The organism is Streptococcus mitis (assembly GCF_047464035.1).
In the GTDB taxonomy this organism is placed as follows: Bacteria; Bacillota; Bacilli; order Lactobacillales; family Streptococcaceae; genus Streptococcus; species Streptococcus mitis_DX.
This window is the reverse complement of the sequence record NZ_JASHCQ010000035.1, coordinates 1-13,927: the sequence shown is the minus strand read 5'-3', so window position 1 is coordinate 13,927 and position 13,927 is coordinate 1. Positions and strand designations below refer to the sequence as shown.

The window sequence follows — 13,927 nt, the reverse complement described above, 5'->3', positions numbered from 1 at the left end:
TGCCTCAACCGCAACATACCATAGTCCGTACGGGATTCGAACCCGTGTTACCGCCGTGAAAAGGCGGTGTCTTAACCCCTTGACCAACGGACCAGAGTTGTTATTTTTAACTCTTACTATTATACAGACTTTTCATACTTTGTCAACTACTTTTTCTGTTTTTTTCAAATTAAGTAAAAAGAGCCAGAATTATACTGACTCTTCTATTGATTATTAAACTTAGAAGCACGTTCTTCTCCCCACCAATATGGGATTAGTTCTGCGATTTTCACCGTCTTTCTTGTATCGTAGTCCATCATGAATTCTGCGTCCTTATTTTCAGCGTTCAACTCTAAGAGGAACTCTCTGCAAGCGCCACAAGGCATACCCGAACTTCCACCATAAGGTGGTTGCTCTCGAAAGGCTAAGACTTTTTTAACCTTAGTTTGTCCCGAAAATTGGTACATATTGAAGAGTGCTGCCCGCTCTGCGCAGAGATGGAAAACACCACAGGTTCCCTCCATACAGAATCCTGTAAATATTTGTCCATCTTCTGCTTCTACTGCGGCAACGACATGATTCGCATAAACAAAATCAGATACTTCATGTGGATTATACAATTTCTGTGCTTCTTCGTACATCTTTTCCCAGATATCCATTGTTGCATCCTTCTTATTTAGAGATTTCTTTTAGCATGTTTTCGATATGCTGGATTGATTTTTCACGGCCTAACAAGAAGATAGTATCTGGCAATTCTGGTCCATGCATTTCACCTGAAACTGCGATGCGAATTGGCATGAAGAGATTTTTCCCTTTGATACCTGTTTCTTTTTGAACAGCTTTGATTTGTGGGAAGATATTCTCTGTTACAAATTCATCATCTGTCATCGCTTCAAGTTTTGCTTTGAAGGCTTCAAGAACTGTTGGGACTGTTTCTCCCGCCATGACTTCGTGCTCTGCTTCTGTCAATTCTGGGAAATCTGAGAAGAAGAGATCTGTCAATGGGATAATCTCATCTACTGATTTCATTTGTGGCTTATAGAGTTCTACCAATTTTTCAGCCTTGTCAGTTAAACGGCCTGCTTCCTCTAAGAATGGTTTTGCCATTTCAAAGATAGTTTCTAGGTCTGCATTCTTGATATAATCATTGCTCATCCAGTCTAGTTTTTTCTGGTCAAAGGCTGCTGGAGACTTGCTGAGGCGGTTTTCATCGAAAAGTTTAATCAATTCTTCACGAGAGAAGATTTCATCTTCGCCACCTGGGTTCCAACCAAGAAGGGCGATAAAGTTAAAGACTGCTTCTGGTAAATAACCTTTTTTACGGTAGTCTTCGATAAACTGAAGGGTGTTGGTATCGCGCTTAGACAATTTTTTCCCGGTTTCAGAGTTGATAATCAAGGTCATGTGACCAAACTCTGGAGCTTCCCAACCAAGTGCTTCATAAACCATGAGCTGTTTTGGTGTATTAGCAATGTGGTCGTCTCCACGGATTACGTGAGAAATTTGCATATCATGGTCATCAATGACAACGGCAAAGTTGTAAGTTGGGTAGCCGTCTTTCTTTTGGATAACCCAATCACCACCGATATTGCCACCTTCAAATTCGATATCACCTTTGACTATATCATGCCACTTGTAGATACCTGACTCATTGACAGCCAAACGAACAGTTGGGATGATCCCTGCTGCTTCACGTTCTGCGATGTAAGCTGCTTTTTCTTCTTCACTCATGCCAAGGTATTCATTGATGTAGCGTGGTGTTTCGCCAGCTGCTTCTTGGCGTTCGCGTTCAGCTGCCAACTCTTCTTCTGTAACGTAAGATTTGTAGGCTTTTCCTTCAGCTAACAGTTGGTCGATGTATTTTTGATACAAGTCCAAACGCTCAGACTGGCGGTAATTTTCATGTGTTTCTGGGCTTTCATCCCAATCCATACCTAACCAGCGAAGGTTTTCAAGCTGTGAACGTTCTCCATCCTCGACATGACGTTTACGGTCAGTATCTTCGATACGAATGATAAATGTTCCACCATGATGGCGTGCGTAAAGGTAGTTGAACAATGCTGTACGGGCATTCCCGATGTGTAGTAGTCCTGTTGGACTTGGTGCGTAACGTACGCGGATATCTTTTGACATAGTTTCTCCTATAAAGTCTCTAGGCATCTGCCTTTTTGCTCTCTATATTATATCACAAGTCTTGGCTGAGTCCAATTTCTATGAATAAAGAGAGTAAAAAGAGTGGGCAAACCACTCTTTTCTTCTATTATAGACGTGCGTTAAGTTCTTTGCTTAATTCTTCAAATCCTGGTTTTCCAAGAAGGGCAAACATGTTACGTTTGTAAGCTTCAACACCTGGTTGGTCAAATGGGTTGATAGCATTCAAGTAACCTGAAAGGGCGATAGCCAATTCGAAGAAGTAGATAGTGTAACCAAGAGTGAAGGCATCTTGCTCTGGAAGGGTCACGTACATGTTTGGTACATCACCATCTGTGTGGGCAAGAAGAACACCATCAGTCGCTTTTTTGTTTACAAAGTCAACGTCTTTTCCTTGAAGGTAACCAAGTCCATCAAGGTCTTCTTCCAAGCTAGGGATAATCACGTTTTTACGAGGTTTGTCAACACGGACAACTGTTTCAAACATGATACGAGTTCCTTCTTGGATAAATTGACCAAGTGAGTGCAAGTCAGTTGAGAAGTTGGCTGAAGTTGGGTAGATACCTTTTTGGTCTTTTCCTTCTGATTCACCAGCCAATTGTTTCCACCATTCTGAGAAGTATTGAAGTGATGGCTCATAGTTTACCAAGATTTCAGTTGCATAGCCTTTACGGTAAAGGATGTTACGAACGGCTGCGTATTGGTAAGCTTCGTTTTCAGAGATTTTATCTGAAGTGTAGTCTTTGCGAGCTGCATTCGCACCTTCCATAAGGGCTTTAATGTCAGCTCCTGATGCAGCGATTGGAAGCAAACCAACGGCTGTCAATACTGAGAAACGTCCACCGATATCATCTGGAACAACAAATGTTTCCCAACCGTTAGCCTCTGCTTCAACCTTAACAGCACCTTTTTGGCGGTCAGTTGTTGCATAGATACGTTTGTTAGCTTCTTCTTGTCCGTATTTCTTAACCAAGAGTTCTTTGAAGACACGGAAAGCAATCGCTGGTTCAGTTGTTGTACCTGATTTAGAAATCACGTTTACTGAGAAGTCTTTATCTGCAACGTACTCTACTAAGTCAGCAAGGTAAGTAGATGAAATTGAGTTTCCTGCGTAAAGGATTTGTGGAGCTTTGCGTTCCTCTTTTGTTTGCAAGTTTGCAAAGTGGTGGTTCAAGAAATCGATCGCTGCTTTAGCACCGAGGTAAGATCCACCGATACCGATAACAACCAAAACATCGCTGTCTGATTTGATTTGCTCAGCAGCTTTCAAGATGCGGTCGAATTCTTCGCGGTCGTAGTTTTCAGGAAGGTCCAACCATCCCAAGAAGTCGCTACCAGCACCAGTTCCTTTACGGATCAATTCATCTGCTGCTGTTACTTGTGATTGCATGTATTCCACTTCATGTGGTGCAACAAATTTGTCTAAGACTTTTGAATAATCAAATTTAATATGTGACATGTTATTCCTCCAATATTTCTTCTTTTCTATCATAACGCTTACCTTCGTTTTTTTCAAGTTTTTTTGTCGAATTTCTCCAATTTTTATCAGAATTCAAACGTTTGCGTAAAAATACAACATTCCAAAAATTTTGAAATAATAAAAGAAAAAACGACCAGATACACCAGTCGTTACAGTTCATTCAATAAATACTCAAATAATTCTAAATTGCCGTCTTCTTCATTAACCAAAAACTCTGGATGCCACTGCAAACCGATAATGCGGTGTTCGTCGATAGACTCAATCGCTTCGATGGTCTGGTCTCTTGGATCAATAGCAGTTACACGGAAATTAGGTGCCAAATCTTTAATGCTTTGACGATGGACAGAATTGACCTGACTTTCTTTTCCAAATAGCTTAGCCACCACGCTTCCTTCTACTGTCTCAATAGAGTGAGATGTTCCGAAAGGTAGCCCTTGCCAGTGACCTTCGATTTCTTGATTGAGGGTTCCACCAAAGGCAACATTGACAAGTTGGACACCGCGACAGATTGCCATAATTGGTTTATTCTGACGAAGCGCTTCTTTCAAGAGTGCCAATTCAAATTCGTCACGAACTAGATTGTAATCATCGCTCTCGATGGTCTTTTTCTCTCCGTAAAATTGAGGATGGACATTTTGGCCTCCTGTCAAAATCAATTTGTCAATCATTTCCACATAATCGCGTACAACTGACTCATCGCCAACAGGAATGACTAAAGGAAGACCACCGACTTGACGAATGCTCTCTGCGAATCTACAAGATACAGACGAATGAATGTTTTTGCCTTCTGCGTCTACAGGACATAGATTTGCAGCAACTCCTACAACCGTTCTAGCCATGATGTCTCTCCTTTCGAATATTAATACTCTTCGAAAATCTCTTCAAACCACGTCAGCGTCGCCTTACCGTAGGTATGGTTACTGACTTCGTCAGTTCTATCCACAACCTCAAAGCAGTGCTTTGAGCAACCTGCGACTAGCTTCCTAGTTTGCTCTTTGATTTTCATTGAGTATAACGATAGTCCTATCATATCACTCAAAACGTCTTTCGTCTAATATGTTTTTTTTAAGGCTGTGATAAAAATTTTTTATGGACAAGAAAAAGCTGTCCACATAGGACAACTTTTTTCTTATTCAAAGACAAATTGATTGTGATAGAGTTCTGAGTAAAATCCACCTAACTTCAAGAGTTCATGGTGGTTACCACGTTCAATGACTTCTCCATCTTTGAGGACAATAATCTGGTCTGCATTGAGGATGGTCTTCAAACGATGGGCAATGACGAAACTGGTTCTGCCTGCTACAACCGCCTCCATGGCATGCTGAATCTTGCTTTCTGTCACCGTATCTACGTTTGAAGTGGCTTCATCGAGAATGAGAACTTCTGGATCTGTCATCAGGGTTCGAGCGATAGAAATCAATTGCTTTTGTCCTGTCGAGAAGATGCTTTGATCATCATCGATAAACGTATCGTACTTATCAGGTAAGCTTTCGATATAGTCGTGAATGTGGGTTGCCTTGGCTGCTGCCTCAACCATTTCTTGACTAGCATCTGGCACACCGAAACGGATATTGTCTCGAATGGTTCTGCTAAACAAGACCGAATCTTGTAAGACAATTCCCACCTTACTTCTGAGACTATCTAAGTCATAGTCACGAATGTCTTTACCATCAAAACAAATACCACCAGCATCAACATCATAAAAGCGATTGATGAGGTTCATAATAGTGGTTTTTCCTGAACCTGTCGGCCCAACAACCGCTGTCATCTGGCCTTTAGGGGCAGAGATACTGACATCTTTCAAAATTGGTTTATCAGGCAAGTATGAAAAATCAATATGACTGATTTCAACACCTTCTTGCAACTGAGTGAAGATTGGAGCTTTTTCAGGTCGGATTTCTTCCTCTGCATCAAACATTTCCTGAATTCGTTCAGCCCCAGTAAAGGCTAACTGAAGACTTCCCCAACTAGCTGCAACTTGAATAATAGGCTGGTAGTACTGCTGAGAAAATTGGGCAAACATAACAATCAAACCTAGGGCTGTACTTGTTTCAATAGCCTTATCATTCAAAAGTACAGCTGAACCAGCAAAGATGACGATGGCTGTATTAACCAGACTCATCCCATTCATGACAGGGAAAAGAATTCCTGAGAACATCCTTCCTTTAAAGGTTGCCTTGCGCACGCGCTCATTTTGTTCAAGAAATCCTGCCATCATATCCTCTTGAATTCCTTGCACAATCACGGCTTTTTGGCCTGAAATACTCTCGTCCATATAGGCGTTGAGTTTCCCTACCTCTTTTTGCTGGAGGTTGGTGTATTTGCGTGCCATTTTTACAATAAAAATCAGCATGAGGAAGGCAACTGGTGTGCTGGCAATGGTGATGAGGGCCAGCGTCACATTTCTCGAAAACATGACAAAAATCAGACCAATGTATAAAACAATATTGCTCATGACCTGAATCAAGCTCTCGTTAAAGGCTTGGAGGATATTATCCAAATCACTGGTAAAACGAGACAAGATATCGCCATCTTGTCGGCGGTCAAAGAAAGAAACCGTCAAGCGAGCAAGCTTACCGAAGAGGCCTTTGCGCATCTCGTTGGTTGACTCTGCAATCACGCGCGTCATGAGACACATGTATATCACACTAGAGATAAATAGAACCAAAACCAGCAGGCCAAGGTTAACCATGATTCCTGATAGGCTTTGCCAAACAAGTTCTGGATTGCCATTTTGATAAGCTTGAACTAAATTGGCTAGCTCTGTTACCGCTTGTCCAGAAAAGACCGGAAAGAGGGCTTGGGCAAGAGTTGATAGAACCAGCATCAGGATGACAACTACAAATGATAGCCTATAGACTTTAAAATAATTCCAAAAAAATTTAACTGTCTTCATTTTACTCCTCCTTTCCTTTCTGTGTTTCATAAATTTCACGATAAACGGCATTATTGGCAACCAAGTCTGCATGCGTGCCTTGGCCAATCAATCGTCCTTGATCTAGAACCAAAATCTTGTCTGCATGGACAACCGAGCTAATTTTTTGAGCAATAATAATGGTTGTCGTCCCCTTCAAGTCCTTATCCAAGGCTTCTTGGACCAAGCGCTCTGACTTGGAATCCAAGGCTGAGGTCGAATCGTCAAAAATCAGAATACGTGGATTGCTGACAATCCCTCGAGCAATCGACATCCTTTGTTTTTGCCCACCTGAGAAATTGGTTCCCCGTTCTTCAACTGGACTTTCAAAGCTTTTCTCCATACGATGAATGAATTCACTAGCCTGGGCAATATTGGCTGCGCGCTCCATTTCAAATAGAGTAGCATCTCCCTTACCCTGTCTCAAGTTATCTGCAATCGTTCCACTAAAGAGAATGGCACGTTGAAGAACGATAGAAACAGTTTTGCGCAGGGTTCCTTCACTCACTTCTCGAATATCCTTACCTCCGATTTTGATAGCCCCTTCCTGCGGGTCAAAGAGACGTGGAATCAATTGAGCCAAGGTTGATTTTCCTGCACCAGTCGCTCCAACTACACCAACCATTTGACCAGGTTCAATAGTAAAACTCACATCTTTCAGCATCGGTTCCTTGTCCATTGGATAGGTAAAGGTCACATTTTCAAAGCTAAGACTTCCGACCAACTCTTCATCTGGGATATCCTTGAAGGTCATGGCTGGCTCTGCGTCAAGAATTTCTCGAATACGACGCATGGAAATCATAGCACGACTGACAGAATTCCCCAAAAATCCAACCATAACAATGGTAAAGATAATCTGGCTTAGGTAATTGACAAAGGAAGCAATGGAGCCAACAACTGACGGATCCGACTGAACCATCCCAGCAACCAGCCAAATAGAGAGGAAGACCGCCCCATAACCGACCAACATCATGAAAGGTTCCACTACTGAAAAGGCATAACCAATGTAAAGATTTTGACCGAGTAACTCGTCTGAAACCTCCGTAAACTTAGCAAACTGCTCTTTTTCTTGGACAAAGGACTTGACCACACGAACGCCACGCAAATTTTCCTTGGCAATGGCATTGATGCGCTCAAGAAGGGTTTGAAACTTGGCAAAACGAGGACCCATCATCCCCATCATGACAGCAGTCAAACCAAAAATCAAGACCACCATGAGAACAATCACCCACCATAGAGAAGGAAGGGTTTGAACCGCAAGGATAAACGAACCGATGAACAAGAGGGGAAGTCTGAACAGAATTTGGAAGGTCATCATGACGACGTTCTGAATCTGGTTGATATCATTTGTCATTCGAACAACTAGATTTCCCGCATTAAATTGTTCAATATTGGCATAAGAAAAGGTTTGGATTTTACGGAAGGCATCCTCCCGAAGGTCAGATGAAACTCCTTGGGCAATATAGGCTGCAAGGACAACATTGAGCCCACCAGCAACCAGACCAACCACGGCCACACCAATCAACCAAGCCCCGATACTATAAATAGCTTCATATTTCCCAGCAAGGAGGGCGTCTAACACTTCCTGCAGATAACGCGGTTGCAAAAGTGAACTAGCAACCATCAAGCCTGTCATCAGAAGCGAAGCTAAGGCCTGCCACTTGTAGGTTTTTATTTTCTGAATTAGCATACTTTCTCCTTAAAAAATAGACAAAAGGGAGCGACAATGTGTCAGCTCCTTCTCATTCTGTTTGTGTGATGCTATTCTAGCAAAAAAGTGGAGGATTGTCAAAGAAGTCTCCTTGATACAGCTAGAATGACTAGTAATTTTCTCTTTATAGTTTCTGTTTTAACTCGACCAAGACATTCATAGCCTGCATAGGTGTCATATTGTAAACATCCAGTTTAGACAATTCTGCTAGGATAGGATGTTCTTCAGTCGTATCAAAGAGTGAAATCTGTTCAGTAACAGCACTTGTTTGTCTCGTAGGAACTGGACTGTCTGTCCCTTGACTCTCTAGCTGAGTCAAAATCTTATCTGCCCTTGCTAAAAGATCAGCCGGTAAACCAGCAATCTTGGCAACATGGATACCGTAGGATTTGTCAGCTGGCCCTGGTTCAATCTTGTGAAGGAAGGTCACCTGCCCATCCTGCTCCAAAGTTGCCACGTGGACATTGACCAAGTGTTGTAAACTAGACTCCAGACTAGTCAACTCATGGTAGTGGGTCGCAAAGAGAGTCTTGGCTCCAATATGCTCATGGATGTATTCGATGATGGACTGAGCAAGAGCCATACCATCATAAGTTGCAGTTCCCCGTCCTAACTCATCAAAAAGAATCAAAGAATTTTTAGTCGCATACGAAATGGCATTGTTAGCTTCCATCATCTCCACCATAAAGGTTGATTGACCTGAAACCAAGTCATCTGCTGCTCCAATACGGGTAAAGATCGCATCAAAAATCGGTAAATAAGCATTTTCTGCTGGCACATAAGAGCCCAACTGAGCCATCACCGCCGTCATGGCTAACTGACGCATGTAGGTTGACTTCCCACTCATGTTTGGACCTGTAATCAGCTGAATACTGGTATCTTCTGCCATCTGAATCGTATTTGGAATATAGGTCTGAGCCCCCATAACCTTTTCAACGACAGCATGGCGCCCTTTCTGGATATCAATTTGTGAATCTTCGCCAAACTCAGGTCGAATCAAATGCTGAGTTTCAGCGACAACTGCTAGACTTTGCAAGACATCAACCGTCGCAATCCCTTGAGCTAGAGACTGCAAACGCTGGATGTACTTGCTAACTTCCTCACGGATACGCATAAAGATTTCGTACTCTAGGTTGGCTGACTTCTCACGCGCCTCCAGCATATCTCCCTCGATACGGGCCAATTCCTCAGTCCCAAAGCGTTCTGAGTTTTTCAGCGTCGCCTTGCGGAAAAAGTGAGCAGGCACATTTCCCAGTTGCGAATTGGTCACATGGAAATAGTAGCCATCCTTCTTATTGTAGTCAATCTTGAGCGTGCTGATACCAGAGTTTTCTCGCTCCTTGGCCTCAATCTCAGCAATCCAGCTAGTCCCTTCTCTGAGAACGCGACGGTACTTGTCTAAAGTCTCATCAAATCCCGTCCGAATAATACCCCCATCTGTAATCATATGAGGAGCTTCAGGAGCAATCGCTGCGCTAATCAAACTCTCCAACTCAGGGATTGCATCCAATTGTTCGATAAGATAAGTTAGAGCAGGTTGCTCCATCCCTTCTAAAATCGCACGAATCCGTGGCACGCTAGACAAGGTAGTCGCCAACTGCAAGAGATCCTTTGGGTTGGTCTTGCCAAAAGAAACCCGACTAGCCAAGCGCTCAATGTCATAAACACCCTTGAGACTGTCTGTCAAATCACTACGCTCAAAGAAATGGTCGAGAAAGACCTGCACTACTTCTTGACGTTGGACGATTCGTTCCTTATCAATCAAGGGGCGATGAATCCAAGAACGTAACAGACGCATACCCATAGCTGTCTTGGTTTCATCCAAAAGCCAGAAAAGACTGCCTTGTTTCTTACCTGAGCGAGCATTCTCAACCAAATCCAGACTAGCCTTAGTAGCATAATCCATCTGCAAGAAATCCTTAATTTCGTAGCGGATAACAGGTTTGAGGTGGTTCAATTCCCTCATCTGGGTTCGATGGACATACTGGAGCAACTTACTAGATGCCGCTTGCTCCACAGCTGCTAATCGTGAATCCAGTAAATGAAGGTCTTCAAAGCCTTCTTTTTCATAGGAAAGTACCAGATTCATCTGACGACTAAGGATTTGTTCCTCTTCCTCAGACAAGTCATAGCCCAGCACCACTTCTCGCGCCTTGAGATTACGGATTTCCCCACAAACCAGCGTGAAATCCAAAAGACCTGTCACATAAAAGTCACCCGTCACCAGGTCCATATAAGCTAGGCCAAATTGATTGCCAGCACGGTCTATGGCAACCAAGAAGTTGTTCTGACTATCCGGCTTACTGCTATCGACCACTGTCCCTGGCGTAATGACCTGAACAACCTCTCGTTTCACAACCCCAACTGCTTGTTTAGGATCTTCCATCTGTTCAGCAATGGCTACCTTATAGCCCTGCTCAATCAAGACATCGATATACTGTTGGGCAGAATGATAGGGAACACCCGCCATAGGAATCGGATTGTCGGCATTCTTGTTGCGACTCGTTAAGGAAATTTCCAGAATCTGCGCAGCATTGACCGCATCCTCATAAAATAATTCATAAAAATCACCCATCCGAAAGAGCAAAAAAGCATCTGGATATTGCTTTTTAATATCCACATACTGTTGCATGCCGGGTGATAGCTTTTCTGTCGTCATTGTCCGTCTCTCCTTGTCAAAAATAAGTCTTGAGAGCAACTCCCAAGACCTTACTTATCTTTCATCAAATCTAGCAAACGATCTTCCATGAGTTTGGCAACGTGCTGGTCTCGACAAATGACCAATAAGATATTGGCACCAGCAACTGTTCCTAAAATCCATTCATCCTTGTTTGCATCTACAATATTTGCCAAAACAGAGGCTTCTCCCAATTTGGTATGAAGTACCAAGGTAAACTCCGCTCTTGCAACACCTTCTAAATGATGAGACAAAAATTCCACCAAATCAATCTTTTCTGTCTCATTTGCTAGTACATAATACACCATATCATTTTTCTTGACCTTGGTCAAGCCGATTTCGCGCAAATCACGAGATAGGGTTGTCTGCGTCACAAAGACATTGTGCGCCTCCAAGCGATCTTGAATTTCTTTTTGTGTGCTTAATTTCTCCTCAGTAATCATTTTTTTTATTAACTGATGACGATCTCTTTTTCTCATAAAATCCTCTTATATGCATATTTATAACTAATTTTATAACTATATTATACCAAAAAAACAGGAGATTTCAAAAATTTTTTCTTCTTTCTTTAAAATTGTGATAAAATAGTAGAAAAGTCCAAAAAGGAGCTCTTAATGAATACAAAAGAATTGATTGCTAGCGAGTTGGCTAGCATCATTGATAGCCTGGACCAAGAGGCTATTTTAAATTTACTGGAAACCCCTAAAAACTCAGAAATGGGTGACATTGCTTTCCCTGCTTTTTCTCTTGCAAAAGTCGAACGTAAAGCACCTCAAATGATTGCTGCTGAACTGGCTGAAAAAATTAACAGCCAAGCCTTTGAAAAGGTTGTCGCAACAGGACCTTACGTTAACTTTTTCCTTGATAAATCTGCCATTTCTGCTCAAGTATTGCAAGCAGTTATCACTGAAAAAGAACACTATGCTGACCAACATATTGGCAAACAAGAAAATGTTGTGATCGATATGTCTAGTCCCAATATCGCTAAACCATTCTCTATCGGTCACCTGCGCTCAACTGTTATCGGAGATAGCTTATCACATATTTTCCAAAAAATCGGTTATCAAACGGTCAAGGTCAATCATTTGGGAGACTGGGGTAAGCAGTTTGGGATGCTGATTGTTGCCTACAAAAAATGGGGCGACGAAGAAGCTGTAAAAGCTCATCCAATTGACGAACTTCTTAAACTCTATGTCCGCATCAACGCTGAAGCTGAAAATGACCCTAGCTTGGATGAAGAAGCACGCGAATGGTTCCGTAAACTTGAAAATGGCGACGAGGAAGCTCTCGCTCTTTGGCAATGGTTCCGTGATGAAAGTTTAGTGGAATTTAACCGCCTTTACAATGAATTGCAAGTCGAGTTTGACAGCTACAATGGAGAAGCCTTTTACAACGATAAGATGGATGCAGTTGTAGACATTCTTTCTGAAAAAGGCCTTCTTGTTGAATCAGAAGGGGCCCAAGTTGTCAACCTTGAGAAATATGGAATTGAACATCCAGCCCTTATCAAGAAATCTGATGGTGCAACTCTCTATATCACTCGTGACTTGGCTGCAGCCCTTTACCGTAAAAACGAATACCAATTTGCTAAATCTATCTACGTTGTTGGTCAAGAACAATCTGCCCACTTTAAACAACTCAAAGCTGTTTTGCAAGAGATGGGCTACGATTGGAGTGAAGACATTACTCACGTTCCTTTTGGTTTGGTTACAAAAGAAGGGAAAAAACTCTCTACTCGTAAAGGGAATGTCATCTTACTAGAGCCTACTGTTGCAGAGGCTATTAGCCGTGCCAAGGCCCAAATCGAGGCTAAAAATCCTGAACTAGAAAACAAAGACCAGGTAGCGCATGCTGTTGGGGTTGGAGCCATTAAATTCTATGACCTCAAAACTGACCGTACAAACGGATATGACTTTGACCTAGAGGCTATGGTATCTTTCGAGGGTGAAACTGGACCTTATGTTCAATACGCCTACGCTCGTATCCAATCTATCTTACGTAAAGCGGATTTCAAACCAGAAACAGCTGGCAACTATAGCTTGAATGACGCTGAAAGTTGGGAAATCATCAAACTCATCCAAGACTTCCCACGTATTATCAACCGTGCGGCGGATAACTTTGAACCTTCTATCATTGCTAAATTTGCAATTAGCCTAGCTCAAGCCTTCAACAAATACTATGCACATACACGTATCTTGGATGAAAGTCCAGAACGCGACAGCCGTCTAGCCCTCAGCTACGCAACCGCAGTCGTTCTCAAAGAAGCCCTTCGCTTGCTTGGAGTAGAAGCGCCAGAGAAGATGTAAATCGCCAAAGTTACTTGATTGCAAAGCAATCTAAGTAACTAACGCCAAATCCTGTCAGGAATTTGGCTAGGCACTTCACTAGTAAAGAAACATAAATATTATCGATTTATGTTTCTTTACGTCGTAACCAGAGACACTTGCCTAAACGCCTCACTAAATTGGTCAACCAAATCTATTAATTGGCTTAGTGGCTGGTGGCAATCTTCAAGTCACTAGAATGCAAGGCAATCTAAGCAACGAATGTCAAACCCTATCAGGGATTTGGTTAGGCGCTTCACTAATTCAATCTACTCACTACTACTTCTTTATCATACAGGGAGATATTCTATGAGCCAATATGCTTATATCCTCGTTGTAATTAGCTTGGTGTTCCTTTTTCTGCTCAATAAGTACGAGAAGGAGAGACTGCAAAGGCTCTACCAAGAACAACTTTTAAAGGATGAAACATTTAGGGCTGATATCAAAGAGAAAATTCACACGACTGAAAATATCAATGATGTCATTGCTTACATCAATAAAACTTATCATCTGGGAATGTTGCTATCAAAAGACATTACAGATCAATTGAAATAAACCGAGCTATTCTGGCTCTTTGTCAACTGTAGTGGGTTGAAGAAAAGCTAAGATCGAGAAAGGACGAAATTCGTCCTTTCTTTTTTGATATTCAGAGCGATAAAAATCCGTTTTTTGAAGTTTTCAAAGTTCCGAA

General features: G+C 42.1%; 10 protein-coding genes and 1 tRNA gene. 2 read left to right on the top strand and 9 right to left on the bottom strand.

The features are described 5' to 3' along the window. Nucleotides 1–21 precede the first annotated feature (21 nt). The 9 genes from QM818_RS08530 to argR form a co-directional block, all read right to left on the bottom strand. Nucleotides 22–93, bottom strand: a tRNA-Glu gene (locus QM818_RS08530). Nucleotides 94–203: 110 nt separating this feature from the next. Beyond that, the gene (locus QM818_RS08525) at nt 204–638 is read right to left on the bottom strand and encodes a cytidine deaminase family protein (protein ID WP_247947625.1); all 435 of its coding nucleotides are present in this window, start codon (nt 636–638) and stop codon (nt 204–206) included. Between the two features lie 13 nt (nt 639–651). Further along, nucleotides 652–2,112, bottom strand: a complete 1,461-nt coding sequence (gene gltX / locus QM818_RS08520) for a glutamate--tRNA ligase (protein ID WP_261080915.1) — start codon at nt 2,110–2,112, stop codon at nt 652–654. 127 nt (nt 2,113–2,239) lie between these two features. Then, nucleotides 2,240–3,589: a glucose-6-phosphate isomerase gene (locus QM818_RS08515; RefSeq protein WP_261080916.1), complete on the bottom strand. Its 1,350-nt coding sequence runs from the start codon at nt 3,587–3,589 to the stop codon at nt 2,240–2,242. Between the two features lie 170 nt (nt 3,590–3,759). Then, on the bottom strand, nt 3,760–4,449 hold the full coding sequence (locus QM818_RS08510) for a gamma-glutamyl-gamma-aminobutyrate hydrolase family protein (RefSeq protein WP_000124770.1): 690 nt from the start codon (nt 4,447–4,449) through the stop codon (nt 3,760–3,762). A 290-nt stretch (nt 4,450–4,739) separates the two neighbouring features. After that, nucleotides 4,740–6,506: a multidrug efflux ABC transporter subunit PatB gene (patB, locus tag QM818_RS08505; protein ID WP_414300160.1), complete on the bottom strand. Its 1,767-nt coding sequence runs from the start codon at nt 6,504–6,506 to the stop codon at nt 4,740–4,742. Nucleotide 6,507: 1 nt separating this feature from the next. Continuing rightward, complete coding sequence (gene patA / locus QM818_RS08500; protein ID WP_261080918.1) at nt 6,508–8,214, bottom strand: multidrug efflux ABC transporter subunit PatA; 1,707 nt, start codon at nt 8,212–8,214, stop codon at nt 6,508–6,510. Between the two features lie 145 nt (nt 8,215–8,359). Beyond that, nucleotides 8,360–10,894, bottom strand: coding sequence for a DNA mismatch repair protein MutS (gene mutS, locus QM818_RS08495; protein ID WP_261080919.1), 2,535 nt, complete (start codon nt 10,892–10,894; stop codon nt 8,360–8,362). 50 nt (nt 10,895–10,944) lie between these two features. After that, the gene (gene argR / locus QM818_RS08490) at nt 10,945–11,391 is read right to left on the bottom strand and encodes an arginine repressor (protein ID WP_414300159.1); all 447 of its coding nucleotides are present in this window, start codon (nt 11,389–11,391) and stop codon (nt 10,945–10,947) included. A 135-nt stretch (nt 11,392–11,526) separates the two neighbouring features. Between argR and argS the strand changes: the two genes are divergently transcribed. Both argS and QM818_RS08480 read left to right on the top strand, forming a co-directional pair. Beyond that, nucleotides 11,527–13,218, top strand: coding sequence for an arginine--tRNA ligase (argS, locus tag QM818_RS08485; RefSeq protein WP_414300158.1), 1,692 nt, complete (start codon nt 11,527–11,529; stop codon nt 13,216–13,218). Between the two features lie 327 nt (nt 13,219–13,545). After that, the gene (locus QM818_RS08480) at nt 13,546–13,791 is read left to right on the top strand and encodes a hypothetical protein (RefSeq protein ID WP_000084859.1); all 246 of its coding nucleotides are present in this window, start codon (nt 13,546–13,548) and stop codon (nt 13,789–13,791) included. The last annotated feature ends 136 nt before the right edge of the window (nt 13,792–13,927 follow it).

Coding starts and splice junctions, on each gene's coding strand:
- QM818_RS08515 (WP_261080916.1), bottom strand. CDS start 3,589: ATGTCACATATTAAATTTGATTATTCAAAAGTCTTAGACAAATTTGTT.
- patB (WP_414300160.1), bottom strand. CDS start 6,506: ATGAAGACAGTTAAATTTTTTTGGAATTATTTTAAAGTCTATAGGCTA.
- QM818_RS08510 (WP_000124770.1), bottom strand. CDS start 4,449: ATGGCTAGAACGGTTGTAGGAGTTGCTGCAAATCTATGTCCTGTAGAC.
- argR (WP_414300159.1), bottom strand. CDS start 11,391: ATGAGAAAAAGAGATCGTCATCAGTTAATAAAAAAAATGATTACTGAG.
- patA (WP_261080918.1), bottom strand. CDS start 8,214: ATGCTAATTCAGAAAATAAAAACCTACAAGTGGCAGGCCTTAGCTTCG.
- gltX (WP_261080915.1), bottom strand. CDS start 2,112: ATGTCAAAAGATATCCGCGTACGTTACGCACCAAGTCCAACAGGACTA.
- QM818_RS08525 (WP_247947625.1), bottom strand. CDS start 638: ATGGATATCTGGGAAAAGATGTACGAAGAAGCACAGAAATTGTATAAT.
- argS (WP_414300158.1), top strand. CDS start 11,527: ATGAATACAAAAGAATTGATTGCTAGCGAGTTGGCTAGCATCATTGAT.
- mutS (WP_261080919.1), bottom strand. CDS start 10,894: ATGACGACAGAAAAGCTATCACCCGGCATGCAACAGTATGTGGATATT.
- QM818_RS08480 (WP_000084859.1), top strand. CDS start 13,546: ATGAGCCAATATGCTTATATCCTCGTTGTAATTAGCTTGGTGTTCCTT.